Origin of the sequence: Streptomyces sp. NPDC053367, assembly GCF_044545925.1 — a bacterium.
Classification (GTDB): domain Bacteria; phylum Actinomycetota; class Actinomycetes; order Streptomycetales; family Streptomycetaceae; genus Streptomyces.
Genome location: NZ_JBITYN010000004.1, coordinates 405,514 through 419,874, shown reverse-complemented (window position 1 = coordinate 419,874; position 14,361 = coordinate 405,514). Strand labels below are relative to the sequence as shown.

The 14,361-nt window shown below is 74.5% G+C and carries 10 protein-coding genes; all 10 read right to left on the bottom strand.

Annotation, left to right across the window (positions count from 1 at the left end; genetic code table 11):
- Positions 1-41: 41 nt before the first annotated feature.
- Genes ACIGXJ_RS14610 through ACIGXJ_RS14565 form a run of 10 tightly spaced genes read right to left on the bottom strand, consistent with a single transcriptional unit; the run spans position 42 to position 14,359 of the window.
- On the bottom strand, positions 42-1,022 hold the full coding sequence (locus tag ACIGXJ_RS14610; protein ID WP_399644533.1) for a sugar nucleotide-binding protein: 981 nt from the start codon (positions 1,020-1,022) through the stop codon (positions 42-44).
- A 41-nt stretch (positions 1,023-1,063) separates the two neighbouring features.
- Positions 1,064-2,143, bottom strand: a complete 1,080-nt coding sequence (locus tag ACIGXJ_RS14605; protein WP_399644531.1) for an ROK family protein — start codon at positions 2,141-2,143, stop codon at positions 1,064-1,066.
- Positions 2,140-2,511: a cupin domain-containing protein gene (locus ACIGXJ_RS14600; RefSeq protein WP_399644529.1), complete on the bottom strand. Its 372-nt coding sequence runs from the start codon at positions 2,509-2,511 to the stop codon at positions 2,140-2,142. Before ACIGXJ_RS14600 ends, ACIGXJ_RS14605 begins: the two co-directional genes overlap by 4 nt.
- On the bottom strand, positions 2,508-3,674 hold the full coding sequence (locus ACIGXJ_RS14595; RefSeq protein WP_399644527.1) for a sedoheptulose 7-phosphate cyclase: 1,167 nt from the start codon (positions 3,672-3,674) through the stop codon (positions 2,508-2,510). Before ACIGXJ_RS14595 ends, ACIGXJ_RS14600 begins: the two co-directional genes overlap by 4 nt.
- A gap of 7 nt (positions 3,675-3,681) precedes the next feature.
- Positions 3,682-5,733 carry a 4-alpha-glucanotransferase gene (malQ, locus tag ACIGXJ_RS14590; protein WP_399644524.1) on the bottom strand — a complete coding sequence of 684 codons (2,052 nt, stop codon included), beginning with the start codon at positions 5,731-5,733 and terminating at the stop codon, positions 3,682-3,684.
- Complete coding sequence (locus tag ACIGXJ_RS14585) at positions 5,730-8,771, bottom strand: HAD hydrolase family protein (RefSeq protein ID WP_399644522.1); 3,042 nt, start codon at positions 8,769-8,771, stop codon at positions 5,730-5,732. Before ACIGXJ_RS14585 ends, malQ begins: the two co-directional genes overlap by 4 nt.
- Positions 8,772-8,786: 15 nt before the next feature.
- A complete protein-coding gene (locus ACIGXJ_RS14580) occupies positions 8,787-9,707 on the bottom strand; it encodes a carbohydrate kinase family protein (protein ID WP_399644520.1) in 921 nt (306 codons plus the stop codon).
- Complete coding sequence (locus ACIGXJ_RS14575) at positions 9,704-10,837, bottom strand: sugar phosphate nucleotidyltransferase (protein ID WP_399644518.1); 1,134 nt, start codon at positions 10,835-10,837, stop codon at positions 9,704-9,706. The genes ACIGXJ_RS14580 and ACIGXJ_RS14575 overlap by 4 nt, the downstream gene beginning before the upstream one ends.
- Positions 10,830-12,926, bottom strand: a complete 2,097-nt coding sequence (locus tag ACIGXJ_RS14570; RefSeq protein ID WP_399644516.1) for a glycogen/starch synthase — start codon at positions 12,924-12,926, stop codon at positions 10,830-10,832. Before ACIGXJ_RS14570 ends, ACIGXJ_RS14575 begins: the two co-directional genes overlap by 8 nt.
- Before the next feature lie 2 nt (positions 12,927-12,928).
- Positions 12,929-14,359, bottom strand: a complete 1,431-nt coding sequence (locus tag ACIGXJ_RS14565) for a hypothetical protein (RefSeq protein ID WP_399644513.1) — start codon at positions 14,357-14,359, stop codon at positions 12,929-12,931.
- Positions 14,360-14,361: the final 2 nt, after the last annotated feature.

The following is a 14,361-nucleotide window of genomic DNA, read 5'->3' as shown; positions in this document are numbered from 1 at the left end:
CGGCCGCGCCGCCGGTCCCCGTAACGGGGCCGGCGGCGTCGTCAGTCCGCAGCCGTGAAGGCCCGGGCCAGCAGCCGTGCGCCCTCGGCGACCCCGCGCACGGCCACGCCCCTGGTCGCGGGCAGCCGGTGCAGCAACCCGCTGACCAGGCAGGTGTTCTCCGGCCGCGACGCGTACCGGGTGCCCGCCCGGTCCGTCGGTACGACCAGGCCGGGGTGTGCCCCCAGTGTCCCGGCGATCACCGAGGCCCACCCGGCCCGGCTCACCCGGTCCGGGCCACCCAGGTGCAGCAGCGGTGGAAGCGGGCCGGGGGCGCCCAGCACGGCGGCGGTCACCTCTGCCACGTCGTCGACCAGCACGGGCGTCGTCCACTGGTCCGCCGGGACCGTGACCGACTCCCCCCGCACGAGCCGGTGGGCGCACGCCGAGAAGAAGTTCAGCCACTTCCCGGCGTCCGCGGGCTCATGGCCGTAGACCAGGCTGACGCGCAGCACCACGGCCTCCGCGGAACCGGCAAGGGCCTGTTCGGCGGCCGCCTTGGCCCGCCCGTAGGCGTTCGCCGGACGGATCGGGGTGTCCTCGGAGTTGTCGGCGCGGGTGCCGTCGAAGACGTTGTCCGTGGAGATCATCACGATCCGCGCCCCGCGCGCCCGCGCGGCGAAGTTCGCGGCGACCGCGGTGTGCGCGGCGGCGGCGCGGTCCGGGTGCTCTTCGCACCAGGTGACGTCCGACGGCCCGTGCACCAGGACCACACGGTGCGGGCGCAGCCGGTCCAGCAGACGCCCGCACGCCCCGGCGTCGGTGGCGTCCAGCGGCGTCCAACCGGCTCCCTCGGGCGGCGGCACCGGCGTTCGCGAGGCCAGCGTCACCTCCTCGCGGTCGGCCAGCAGGCGCCGGGCGATACCGGTGCCCACGAATCCGCTGCCCACGACCAGCGTCCGCCCGCCCGCCACGGGGCCTGCCGGTCGCCCGGCGCCGCCAGGCCGTTCGAAGGCGCCGTCCCGCCTCCGGTCAGCCGTCACGTCTCCTGCCGGTGACCGGCCGGAACCCGGCGCGACGGCGCTCACCCCGCCTCCTGGTGCGCGAGAGAGGACGTACGGTCGGCCAGCAGTCGTCCTACGCCGATCAGCCCGTGGTCGTCGTCCGCGCGGCCGAGTGACACCGAGGCGTCCACCGCGGCGGCGTCGAGCCCGAAGCAGCCGAGACGCACCAGCTCCGCCACGAGGAGTTCGCGGTAGCGCTCCCCGACGGCCAGGGCGAAGCCGCCCATGATGACGTACCGGCAGATGCCGATGGAGGTGAAGACGGCGCCGATGGCCTGCGCGAGGTACACCAGCGTGCCGCGCAGTACCGCGGTCGCGAAGGGGTCGCCCTCCCTGACCGCTCGCGCGATCGCCGGGTTGTCCAGTGTGTCCGCGCGTCCCCCGCACAGCTCGGCGAGCCGGGAGCGCGCGAAGCCCCGCGGGTCCGCCGTCGCCGCGCGGCGGGCGGCGGCCAGCACCCCGCGCCCGGAGGCGATGCCGCCCAGATGGCCGCGGCCTCCGCAGTCGCACAGCGGCGCGTCCGGCGACGGGTCGCACACCCAGTGCCCGAGTTCGCCGCCGTGCCCGTCGGCGTCCAGGAGCACCTCGCCGCCGCGGAAGACCTTGTTGCCGATCCCGGAGCTGACGGTGAGCAGGCAGAACGGCTCCGCCTCGGTCGCGGCGTACCGCCAGGCGGCCGCGGTCAGGTCGTTGACCACGACGACCGGGGCGCCGATGCGCCGCGCCAGGAGCTGCCCGAGCGGCAGCGGGGCGCCGCGCCGGCCCCACACGGTGGGTGCCGCGAGGACCAGCCCGCTCGCGGAGATCGGGCCCGCGAAGGCCACACCGACCGCGCGGGCACCCCGGCCGTCAGTGTGGCGGGTGATCTCGTGGACGATCTGCTCCACCACCCGGTCCTGGAGGGCGGGCACCGGTTCGCCGGGGTGGCGGGCGATGCCCTCCACGGGCACCCGGCGCACCCGGGACAGGGTCGCCGTGACCGGGTCGTACGTGCCGGTGCGCAGGGTGGTGCCGCCGACGTCGAGGACGGTGAAGGTGCCGGCGGCCGTAGTGCCGGCGGGCCGCGCCGGGGCGAGCCGGCCGGGGCGGGGGACGGTCATCGGAGCACCTCCTCGAACACGAGCAGCCACAGTTCGCCGTCCGCGTCGTTGACCAGCCCGTGCTCGCCGTGCGGACGGTTGACGACGACGTCGCCCGTGCCGACGCGGAACTCGGCGCCGTCCCGGTACATCAGCCCGTTGCCGCGCAGCACGACATAGGTCTCCCGGTCGGGGCCGTGCCGGTGGCGGCCGATGGAGGTGCCCGGCGGCAGCACGGCCAGGTCGACGAACTCGGCACCCTCACCGCCCTCGGTGCGGGTGAACAGCCGGTGGGCGAGGATCGTGCCCAGGCCGCCGTGGTCGTGCTCCTTGGCGGTGAACAGCTCGACGAGGTTCGCCACGTCCCCCGGCACGTCGTACGACGTCACTGTGCGCCTCCCTCGGCCGCGAGGGCCCGCAGGGCCTCCCGCAGCACCTCGGCGGGCAGGTCGGTCAGCTCCTCGACGAAGCCGGCCTTGCCGATGCCGGTCGGCACGACGAGGTACAGCTTGCGGCCCCGTCGCTGCCAGGACGCCTGGAGTGCCTGGGTCATCAGCTCCTCGGTGCAGGTCGCCGGGTCGAAGACGGGCAGCCCGATCCTGGCCAGCAGGGTGACGATCCGCTCGCAGGCCGCGGCGTCGGCGAGGCCCAGCAGCCGGGCGATGTGCGCCGACAGGGCCATGTCGACCGCGACCGCCTCGCCGTGCTCCAGACGGTGTCCGCCGGCCGTCTCGACGACCGGGCTGAAGGTGTGGCCGAAGTCGACCAGCCGGGCCAGCTCCAGCTCGCGCAGGTTGGGACAGAGTTCCTCCATCATCAGCCGCATCGAGGTGCGCAGGACGTAGGTCTCGACGGCGCCGTTCGGTGAGGTGAGGAAGGCGTCCGGATGCCGCTCCAGCGTGCCGAAGAGGTCTGCGTCGAGGATCACCGCCATCTTCACGATCTCCGCGAGACCGCAGCGGATCTCCCGGGGCGGCAGGGTGGCCAGCAGCGACGGGTCGTTGAGGGAGGCGTGGGCCGGGTGGTAGGCGCCGAACATGTTCTTGGAGTGCAGGGCGTTGACGCCGGTCTTCACTCCGACGCCCACGTCGACCTGGCCCACCAGAGTGGTGTTGACCTTGATGTAGCGGATGCCGCGGGCGTACATGGACGCGGCGAAGCCCACGACGTCGGCGACGATGCCGCCGCCCACCGCGAGCATCACGCCGTGCCGGTCGAGGCCGGCCGCCTTGGCGAGGGCGCACACCCGCTCCACGGACGCGAGGGTCTTGTTGTGCTCCCCGGTGTCGATCACATGCACGCTCCAACTGCCCGGCGTGAGGCGGGCGTCGAGGTACGCCCGCAGGCGCTCGCCGTACAAGCGGTGCACGGTGGGGCCGACGAAGGCGACCACGCGGCGTCCTTCGACACGGTCGGCGAGCAGCGGGTTGGCGGGGTCGAACACCGCGTCGGTGACATCCACGCGGTAGCGCGTGCCCTCCGGCGCCAGCAGGTCGAACCCTCCGGCGTCCTCCACTACCCCCTCGACCCGGACAAGGGCCTGGCTTGACATCTTTCTCCTAGCGGTCGGTTCGGTGCGGTTCACCGGGGGTGAACACACGGGCGATGGCCTGGACGCCGGGACGGCCGGGCAGTTCGTCGAGCGGTACCGGCCGTCCGTCGCCGTCCGCCACCGGGAGGCGCCAGTTGGGATGGACGGTCGCCGTGCCGGGCAGGTTCTGCGGCCTGCGGTCGCCGGTGGCGTCCGGCAGCCACACCCCGAGCAGCCGGGACGGGGTGCGGGTCAGGTAGCGGTGCAGGGCGGCGACCTCCCCGTCCGGGTCGGGCAGCAGGCCCTCCCGCTCCAGTTCCGCGAGCCAGCCGTCCCGCTCGGCGGCCGCCTCCCCCTTCTCCTCGGCCTCGGGGCGGGTCAGCAGGCCGAGCCGGGCACGCAGGTCGACGTGCTCCCCGGTCAGCCACGCCGCGGTGGTCGGCAGGTCGTGGGTGGTGAGGGTGGCGAGGCAGTTCGTGCGCCACCGGCCGGCGGGCAGCGGCCCGTGGCGGCCCTCGGAGCCGCCCAGGTATTCGAAGCGCTGCACGGACGTGCCGAGCACCCCGCGTGCCGCCAGCTCCTCGCGGACGCCCGCCTCGACGGTGCCGAGATCCTCGCCGATGACGTGCACGCCCGCCCGGTGGGCCTCCAGCAACAGCACACCGAGCATCGCCTCGGCGTCGTAGCGGACGTAGGTGCCCTCCGACGGGGGCCGCCCCTCGGGGACCCACCACAGCCGGAACAGGCCCATGACATGGTCGACGCGCAGGGCACCGGAGTGCCGCATGCCGGCACGGAGCAGCTCGGCCAGCGGCCGGTAGCCCTCGGCCGCGAGCGCGTCGGGGCGCCAGGGGGGCTGGCCCCAGTCCTGGCCGTGCGGGTTGAAGTCGTCGGGCGGCGCTCCCACGCTCATCCCGGCCGCCAGACAGTGCTGCAGCGCCCACGCGTCGGCGCCCTCGGGGGCGACCCCGACGGCGAGGTCGTGCACGAGGCCGATGTCCATGCCCGCCCCGACCGCGGTGTGCTGGGCCGCGGCGAGCTGCTCGTCGGTGATCCAGGCCAGCCAGCGGTGGAAGGCGACGGCGTCGGCCCGTTCCTCCCGCGCCGCCGCCACGGCGGCCGAGCGCGGGTCGCGCAGCGGGGCGGGCCAGGAGCGCCAGGCACCGCCGTGCACCTCGGCCAGCGCGCACCAGGTGGCGAAGTCGGTCAGGTCCCGTCCCTCGCGGACGACGAACGCCTCGTAGGCGGCCCGGCGGGCGGGGGCGAGGGGCACTTCGTGCACCAGCCGCAGCGCCCGGTGCTTGAGCTTGCGCACCGTCTCACGGTCGATCAGCGACTCACCGCGCAGCACCGCGTCGTTGAGGTCCCGCGCGCGGGCGGCCAGCGACTCCGCCTCGGCCCGGGCGGGCCCCGTGAGCTGCCGGTACTCGGGGACGTCCGTCACCCGTACGTGCATGGGGTCGGGGAACCTGCGGGAGCTGGGCCGGTACGGCGACGGGTCGGGCAGCGGGCCGGGCTCCATGGCGTGCAGCGGGCCGAGCTGGACGAAACCGGCGCCCAGCTCGGAGGCGGACCAGGCGGCGAGTCCGGCCAGGTCGCCGAGGTCGCCCATGCCCCAGGAGCGGCGGGAGAGCACGGAGTACAGCTGGATCAGAAAGCCCCAGCTGCGCCGCTCGGGCACGGGGACGCGGTCGGGCACGACGAGGAGCGGGACCGCCTCGTCGTTCGCCGCCCCGGTGAGGCGCAGCTCATGGCGGCCCGGTGGCAGCGGGTCCCGGAGCGCGGCCCGCCCGCCGTCCTCCAGGGAGACGTGCGCCCGGACGTGCGCGGGCAGCGCGGGGCCGGCGGGCCGGCCGGCCCGGACCACGACGCACGGTGGGAGGGCCGCTTTCCCGTCGCCGCGCTGTCCGGCGAGCGCGGCGCGGGCCGAGACCTCGGTGGCGGCGTCCACCCCGCACGCCGCCAGGACCGCGACGAGGGTGTCCGTGGGGACGGTCACCCGGTGGCCCCGGTCGGTGGTGTAGGCGGTGGCGATGCCGTGCAGACGGGCGAGTTCCCGCAGTGCGGGGTGCGCGGTCATCGGCGGACCTCCGGCGCGCCGAAGAGCCGTTCGAGGACGACGGCGACACCGTCCTCGTCGTTGCCGGGGGCGATCTCGTCGGCCATCGCCCGCAGGTCGGGGTGGGCACCCGCCATGGCCACCCCGTGACCGGCCCAGGCCAGCAGCGGGATGTCGTTGGGCATGTCGCCGAAGGCGACGGTGTCCGCGGCGGTGAAGCCGAGCATGCGCGCGGCGCGGGCCACGCCGGTGCCCTTGTCGGTGCCGGCCGGGAGGATCTCCACCATGCCCTTGACCGAGTGCACCACGGTCACCGCGTCGCCCATCAGGTCGCGCGCGGTGGCCGCCAGCCGGTCCTCGTCCACGTCGGGGTGATGGAGGATCAGCTTGTCGATCGGCTCGCTCCACAGCAGCGCCGGGTCGGTGGTGACGTCCCAGCCGTGCCGGACGCGCTCCCCGAACCGGGGCGTCACCTTGAACCGGCTGTCCGGCGGTGAGGTGACGATGCCCAGCTCGACGCGGCCGAGCACGTCCTCGACCCGCGCGACGACCTCGCGGGCGAGGTCCAGGTCGAGGGCCAGCGAGGACAGCAGCCGGTCGGCGCCGGCGTCGTAGAGCTGTGCGCCCTGCCCGCACACGGCGAGCCCCTGGTAGCCGATGCCGCGCAGGAGCTGCCGGCAGGCGACCGCTGGGCGGCCGGTGACGACGAGGTGCCGCGCGCCGGCGGTGCCGATCAGTTCGAGGGCGCGGCGGGTGCGTGCGGAGACCGTGAGGTCGTCGCGCAACAGCGTGCCGTCGAGGTCGGTGGCGACGAGCAGGAAGGGCGGCACGGTCACGGGCACGGCGTCCCAGGCCACCCGGCCGGAGCGCAGGGTGAGCCGGGCGACGAGGTGCCGGCCGACCGGTGGCCCCTCCAGCAGGCCGGTGAAGCGGCCGGGGCCGTCGGGTGCCAGGGGAGCGAGTGCGGCCCCGCTGCCGGCGGGGGCCGGTTCGTCGGAGTCCAGCGCCTCGGTGGCGGACTCCCCCAACGGACCGGCGCCGCCGGATCCGTCCACGGGGGACGCCGACTCGACGACGACCTCCACCAGTTCGGCCTCGGGATGGGTGTAGTCGACGCGCCAGGTGCCGTCCGGCTCGCGGGTGAGGCGGCAGCGTCCGGCGAGACGTGCCGCCTGCTCCGGCCGGCCGGACCGCCGGGCCAGCTCGGCGCAGCGGGCGAGGTCGGCGCGGCGGTGGGCGGCCTCGAAGAGCCGGTCGTGGGCGTCGGCGTCCAGGTCGTTGACGTCGACGCCCAGCGCGCGGGCGTAGGCGTCGGCGTCGCCGCGTGCGAGGGCCACCCGCTCGATGGCGGCACGGTGTGCGGACCAGGCGGGTTCCGGCAGCCGGTCCAGCCAGCCGAGGGCCAGCAGTTCGTCGACGGGCAGCGGGCGCGGGTCGTCGCGCAGCGCGCGTGCGTAGGCGGCGAGGCGGGTCTCGGCGCTGCGGGCCCAGGTGAAGGAGCGGCCGACGCGCCGGGCGTTCGCCGACAGGCGGGCGTAGGTGTCGGGTGCCGTGCGGTGGACCGCCACGGCCTCGCGTATTCGGTCGGCGAGCGCGGCGGCCAGGCCGGGGTCGTCGTCGCGGAACGAGCCGCGCACCGAGAAACCGGTCGCGTCGGGGTCGCCCGCCGGGCGGTCGTGGCCGAAGTGGGAGGTCACCCGCTGCGCGGTGCCGATCGGTACGGCGCCGCACGCCATGGCCTCGGCCTGGGCGATCAGGAAGCCGTCCAGCTCGAACTTGGACGGGAAGACGCAGAAGTCGGCCACCGCTGCCTCGGGGAACAGGGTGTCCTCGTCGGCCAGTTGCCAGTCCAGGCGCACCTGCCCGGGGTGGCGGTCGGCGATCGCCTGGAACGCGGCGTTCGCCACGGTCCCCGGCCCGTCGGTGCCGCCCCCGGCCGTGCAGCGGATCAGGAAGCTGACCTCGGGGTCGGTGGCGAGGACGTCCTCCACGGCCCGCATCAGCTCCAACTGGCCCTTGTGGTGCACCGCGTAGCGGGCCGCGTGGTAGAAGACGGGCCGGGACGGGTCCAGTCCGAGCCGGCGCAGCACCGCGTCCCGGTCGACGGCGCCGGGGTCGCGCGCCAGCCAGCTGTCGGCGACGGCGCAGCCGCCCGCCAGCAGTTTGTGGGACTGCTCGCGCAGGCGCCGGGCCACCGGCAGCGTCGAGAACAGCGCCTCCATCGGGGTGTCCTGGAAGGTGGTGTAGTACCGGAGCTGGCCCGGTGAGACGAAGTCCAGCAGGTCCGCGTACTCCGCCACCAGCGGGAACAGGCCGACGTGGTCGGGCCCGTACTCGGTGTGCAGACGGGTGCCGGCCAGGGCCCGCGCCATGACGGCCGTGGGCGAGTCCTCGGCGGGCGGTGGCCCGTCCAGGGCGTCCAGGCCACAGGTGTCGGCGCCGAGGAGCGCCAGGAGACGCTCCACCTGGGGTCGGTACACCTTCTGGGTGATGGGCGCGTTCGCTGCGACGGTGCTGACGGTGCGGAAGCGGGGGTCACCGGCCAGGGCGGCGGGCAGCAGGTAGTGGTAGTACGGCTCGAAGCCGTGCACCACGGCCGGTTCGCCCGCCAGGGCACGCCGGACGAACCGCAGTCCGTCGACCTGGAACACCAGGGGCTTGAAGTGCGCCAGGTCCCGGCCCTCCAGGCCGGGCGGCGGGTAGAGCCGGTCGGGCAGCAGGTCGAGGTACTCGCTGGACAGGAAGTGGACGTCCACCCCGTCCAGCCGCATCCGGTGGACGGTGGTGGTCAGCCGCAGGTCGACGGTCGGCGGCTGCTCGGGCCAGACCTTCGGGTCGAGCACCAGCGGGACGGTGTCGGTGACGGGATCGTCGAGTTGCTGCAGGTCGAACCGTTCGCGCAGGGCGTCGAGCCGGCCGTGCGCGGGGGTCACCAGCGACACCCGGTGACCCCGTGCGGCGTACTCGCGGCACAGGTTCCACACCAGCGGGGACAGTCCCCCGCGCATCAGCCGGTTGTCGAAGCCGCCGCACTCGAAGGAGAAGGCGATGATGTGCATCCCAGGGGATCCCTCTCACCCGGCCGGTACGGCGCGGGCGACGGCCGCGCGCAGACCGGGCAGATCGATGAACTCGGTGTGGGTGCCCGCGCTGCCGCAGGCGAACGCGCCGGAGACGGAACCGGCCAGCACGCAGTCCTCCAGCGGCTGTCCCTCCATCAGGGCGTGCAGGAAGCCGGTGACGAACGCGTCGCCCGCGCCGTTGCTGTCGACGACCGGCCGCTCCGGGCGCACCGCGGGGAAGTGGCGCGGCTTGCCCTCGCCGCGCACCAGCAGATGACAGCCGTCCGCGCCCGCGGTGGCCACCACGAACCGGGCCCGGCCCTCGTCGAGGACGCGGTTGAGGACCTCCTCCAGCCGGTCGCCGAGGCCCGCCGCGCTGAGGAAGACGTGGTCGGAGGAGAGCGCGTAGGTCAGGTGGTGCGGGTTGACGCCGTCCCAGTCGTGCAGGTCGGTGGAGCAGGGGACGCCGAGCCGGTGGATGTCCTCGTACATGTCCCGGTTGACGCCGGTGATCGACAGGTGGACGTGGCGGGCCCGCTCCAGGTGGGGCAGGTAGAACTCGCGCGGCAGCCGCAGGTCGGCCGGGTGCCGGGAGTCGTAGAAGGAGAAGCGGCGGCCGTGGGAGTCGACCAGGTTGATGCCGCGCGGGGTGCCGTGCGGGGACACCAGGTGGCTGAAGTCCAGGCCGTTGCGGGCGTACGCGGCGAGCACCGCGTGGCCCTGGACGTCGTCGCCGAGGTAGTCGATGAACTTGGTGGGGCGGCCGAGCGCGTGGAAGCCGAGCGCGACTCCGTTGCCGGTGTGGGCGACGTAGTCGTACACGGGCGGCACATGCAGCGAGTCGCCCGGCGGAACGCGGAGTTCGGGGACGCGGACGACGGTGTCGACGCCGGCTCCGCCGACCACCAGGACGTCGTAGGGGGGCAGGCTCATGCGGGGGTTCCTTCCGTTGCGGGCGGGGTGTGCGGGACGTGCTGGACCTGGCCGTTCTCCAGGACCACCGCGGAGTCGACGTCGCTGCCCGGCGGGACGGTCGCGCCGGGCAGCAGCACACTGCGCCGCACCCGCGCGCCCGCTCCGACGGTCACGCCGGGGAAGAGCACGCTGTCCTCCACCAGGCCGTCGTTGACCAGGTCCGCCGGGACCAACGACGAGGTGACTCCGGGGGCATGGGCCACCCAGGCGCGGGCCACGTCCGGGCGGACCGTCCAGGGCATGCGCTGCACGGGCAGCCCGGCGCGCAAGCCGCCCGCCGCGAGCGCGAGGTGGGCGCGGTGGTACCGCTCGACGGTGCCGATGTCCTCCCAGTGCCCGGTGACCTCGTGGCCGCGGATGTGCTCCCCGGCCGCGAGCATCGCCGGGATGACGTCCCGGCTGATGTCGTGCTGCCAGTCGGTGCCGTCCAGCTTCTCCAGGTAGCGGCGCAGCACGGCCGCGTCGAAGACGCAGAACGCGGCGAACACCAGGTCGCTGGTGGGTTCGGCGGGCTTCTCCACGAACTCCGCGAGCCGGCCCGCACGGTCGAAGCGGACCATGCCGAACAGGTGCACCCAGCGCCGCTCGATCCTCTGGTACGTGACCGTCAGCGCGGCCCCCGAGGCCCGGTGCGCGGCGATCAGCGGCCGGTGGTCGAAGCGGTAGACGTGGTCGGCGTGCAGGACGAGGATCTGCTCCGGGTCGCCGTCGAAGACGTACTCGGCCTTGCGGATCAACGCGTCGGCGGTACCCCGCTCGGCCGGCCAGGTCCGCTCGGGCAGGTCCCGGGGCAGCCCGTCGCCGGCGGCGCGGTAGGCCCGGTCGTAGGGCCCGAAGTGCACCCGGAAGCCGTCGCCGGTGTTCCACACCCGGTGCAGGTCGTCCATGAGCTGCCGCTCCTCGTACTGGGACAGCAGCAGTACCTCGCCCAGCCCGGAGTCGCGCGCGTTGGCGAGGCTGAAGTCGATCAGCCGGCACGCGCCGCCGTACGGCACCAGCGGCTTGAGCCGGCCCGCGCCGAGGGGGCCCATGCGCCGGCCCTCGCCGCCCGCGAGCAGCACGGCACGGACGCCGCCGCGCTCAGTCATGGCACACCTCGTCCCAGGTGACGCGGCCGGTGCTCAGGGTGAGCAGCAGCCGGGCTCCCGGCCGGGGCGCGGGGCCCTCGAACACCCCGGGGGCGGTGCGGTCCAGTCGCCGGACCGCGGGCAGGGCGCGGGCGTGGCCCCGCTGGTCGCCGGGCGTGACCAGTTCGACCCGCTCGGCGTGCGGCAGCCGGTAGGTGAGGGTGCCGTCGACGATGCGGAGGCGGTCGTGCAGCAGGCGGCTCAGGTCGTGGGGCACGGCGTCGGGGAAGCGGTCGAGGACGCGCCGGCAGGTGGCGAAGTCGGCGCGTTCCCAGGCGGCGTCGTAGAACCGCCGGGCGGCGGCCGCATCCAGGGGGGCGAGCCGTTCGAAGGCCGTCAGGTCGCCGTGGCGCAGCAGCGCCTCCTCGGTGAGGTCGGCGTCGGCGACCAGGTCGAACCAGCCGTGGTGCAGGGCGCGTTCCACGGGCAGCCGGGGTGTCTCGCCGCGCCAGAGCGGGGCGAAGGCCGCCAGGTGCAGGTCGGCGCAGTGCTCCCAGGTGAACTGTCGGGCGGCCTCGGCCGCCCGTTCGGCGAGTTCGCGGTGGCGGGCCGGGTCCTCGTGCCACAGCGTCACGGCCTCGCGGATGCGGGCGGTCAGGGCGTCGGTGAGCAGCGCGTCGTCCTCGGCGAAGGACCGGTTCACGGCGAAGCCGGTGGCGTCCGCCCCGGTGCGGGCGTGGCCGAAGTGGGCCATGCCCTGCTGGGCGGTGGCGATGGGTACGGCGCCGCAGACCATCGCCTCGCCCTGGGCGATGAGGAAGGTGTCCATCTCGAACTTGGACGGGAACAGGCAGAAGTCGCTCGCGGCGGCGTACTCGAACACGCGGCGCTCGTCGACCCGGTGCGACTCCAGGTGCAGCCGGCCCTTGTGCCGGTCGGCCACCTCCCGGAAGAACGGGTCGTCGAGCGGGGCGCCCGAGATGCACCGCACCACGAAGTTGGCGGCGAGGCCGTCGGTGAGGACCCGGTCGACGGCGCGCAGCAGTTCGAGCTGGCCCTTGTGGTGCAGGGCGTAGCGGGCGTTGTGGAAGAAGGTCGGCAGGGCGGGGTCGAGTCCGAGGCCGGTGAGCACCCGCGCGCGGTCGACCTCGGCGGGGTCCCAGGCCAGCCACTGGTCGGAGATGGCGCAGCCGCCGACGAACATCTTGTGCGCGTTGTCCCGTACGGACCGGGCGACGGGCAGTTCCCGGAAGAGGGACTCGAACGGCGTGTCGGCGAAGGAGGCGTAGAAGTCGAGCTGGCCCGGGGAGAGGAAGTCGACGAGGTCGGCGTGTTCGAGGACGAGCCGGTACACCGACACGTGGTCGGGCGGGTAGTCGTAGTGCAGGTGGGTCAGTTGCTGGTACTGCCGGACCGGGTCCGGGCGGTCCGTGGTGGGCGGCGGGTCCAGCGGCAGCGGCACGTCGGCGTCCAGCAGGCCGAGCAGTCGGCGTACCTCGGGCGCATAGACCTTCTTGTCGATCGGCATGTTGCTCTGCACCGTGCCGGCCACGGGCTTGAGCGGGTCGTCGCGCAGGGCGGCGGGCAGCAGATAGTGGTAGTAGGGCTCATGGGCGTGCACGAGGGTCTTCTCGTCGCCGAACCAGCCGCGCAGGAAGCGCACGGCGGCGGTCTGGAACGCCAGCGGCTTGAAGAAGACGAGGTCGTGGCCCTTGGCGGAGTACGGCGGGTAGAAGGTGTCGGGCAGCTGGTTCAGGTAGTCGTCGGACAGGAAGTACAGGTCGACGCCGTCGAGCCGGATGCGGTGGGCGGTGGTGGTGAGCTCCACCCCGACCTCGGCGGGGAAGTCCCGCCAGACGTCCGGGTCGAGGACGAGGGGCAGGGTGTAGGCGTCGGTGTAGTGCAGGTCCTCGACGTCGTAGCGGCCGCGCAGGTCGTCGAGGCGGCCGTGGGCGGGGGTGACGATGGAGACCTTGTGGCCGCGGGCGGCGAACGCCTTGGAGAGGTTCCACAGGTACACCGAGGTGCCGCCCTGCAGGAAGGTGTGGTCGAAGCCGCAGCACTCGAAGTAGGTCTCGACGATGTGCATGCGGGGTTCGGGCACGGTCACGTTCACGTCCTCGCTGAGGTGGTGGTCGGGGCCGGGGCTTGCGCGCCGAGCGTCAGTGCGTGGCGCAGGTCGATCGCCGCGTGGTAGGGGCGGGCGTGGTCGGTGTTGTAGGCGAGTTCGTGCAGCAGCCGGGTGAGGTAGAGCAGCCGGCGCAGTGGGTCGGCGGAGGCCGGGCCGAGCAGCAGCCGCCGTACGTGCCGCCGCCAGACGTCGGCGGCGTGGAAGACCAGGCGTACGGTGCCGGGCCGGTCGTCGGGGTCGGCGAGGGCGTCGGTCATGGTGCGCAGGGAGTCGACGCCGAGCCGTCCCGCGCTCTCGAAGGCGGCTTCGTCGGCGGCGAAGTACTCCAGGGCCCGCTCGACGGCGACGAGGTCCTGCACGGGTGACTGGGCGGCCCAGCCGGGATCGTCGGCCGTGAGCGCCGGGGTCGAGACGTCGAGGACGTGCATCGACCACAGGCCGTCGGGTCCGGGCCGGCACAGCAGGTGGGACAGGTGCAGGTCACCGTGGGCGGGGCCGGACGGAACGGGGCCGTGGTGGTCGCCGAACGCTTCGCGCAGCGCGGCCGCCTCGGCGCCCAGCGCCGCGAAGGCCGCGTCCCGTGCGTGCTCGGGGAGCGCGATGGCGACGGTCCGCAGGGCGGCCGTGCGGCCCTCGGCGCGGTCCAGCGCGTCGAGGACCGGATACGGACGCGGGGCGCCGCCGAGCCGTTCGGCCAGGTCGTGGTGGAACCCGGTGAGGAACCGTCCGGCGGCGCGGAGGTTGGCGGTCAGCGGCCGCAGGTGGGCACGGACGGTCCGTTCGATGTCGCGGTCCGCGGTCACCTTCGGCCACAGGGTGCGCAGGTTGTGCCGCAGCGGGGTGTCCAGACCGTCGCCGGGGACGTACCGGTAGAAGACGCCGAGCGGGTGCCGTGAGCCGTCGGCCGGGTCGACGTAGACGTAGTCGCCGGCCCAGTCGGGGGTGCGGCCGGTGCCGTGCAGCAGCCGCAGCAGCTCGGGTTCGCGTACGGGTTCGTCCAGGCGGCGGTAGGTCTTGTGGACGTAGGGCGTGCCGTCGGCGTCCAGCAGCGACAGGGCGTTGGAGGACCAGCCGCGGTCGAAGGGCAGGCGGCCCGGGGTTCCGCGCGTGGTGCCGGTGCCGCGGAAGCGGACGCTGCCGCCGCGCGCGGTGGGCAGCACTCCCCCGGCCTGCGCCGCCGACCAGACCAGACGGTCGAACTCCAGGCTGCCGTGGGCCTCTTCGACCCCGCCCCCGTCCGTCGCGCGTACGGGCACGACGTACCGGCGGCCGGCCGCGGCCACCACCAGCAGGCGGGTGGTGGCGTCCAGCGTCACTTCGTCGGTCGTCTCGTAGCGGGCGGCCCGGCGGCCGTCCTCGTCCATCCAGGGCGCCGCACGCAGCAGGGCGTCCAGTGCGTCGTCGTCGGTCACGG

Excerpts from the sequence above, each read along its gene's own strand:
- ACIGXJ_RS14605 (WP_399644531.1), bottom strand. The coding sequence starts at position 2,143 with ATGACCGTCCCCCGCCCCGGCCGGCTCGCCCCGGCGCGGCCCGCCGGC.
- ACIGXJ_RS14595 (WP_399644527.1), bottom strand. The coding sequence starts at position 3,674 with ATGTCAAGCCAGGCCCTTGTCCGGGTCGAGGGGGTAGTGGAGGACGCC.
- malQ (WP_399644524.1), bottom strand. The coding sequence starts at position 5,733 with ATGACCGCGCACCCCGCACTGCGGGAACTCGCCCGTCTGCACGGCATC.
- ACIGXJ_RS14585 (WP_399644522.1), bottom strand. The coding sequence starts at position 8,771 with ATGCACATCATCGCCTTCTCCTTCGAGTGCGGCGGCTTCGACAACCGG.
- ACIGXJ_RS14580 (WP_399644520.1), bottom strand. The coding sequence starts at position 9,707 with ATGAGCCTGCCCCCCTACGACGTCCTGGTGGTCGGCGGAGCCGGCGTC.
- ACIGXJ_RS14575 (WP_399644518.1), bottom strand. The coding sequence starts at position 10,837 with ATGACTGAGCGCGGCGGCGTCCGTGCCGTGCTGCTCGCGGGCGGCGAG.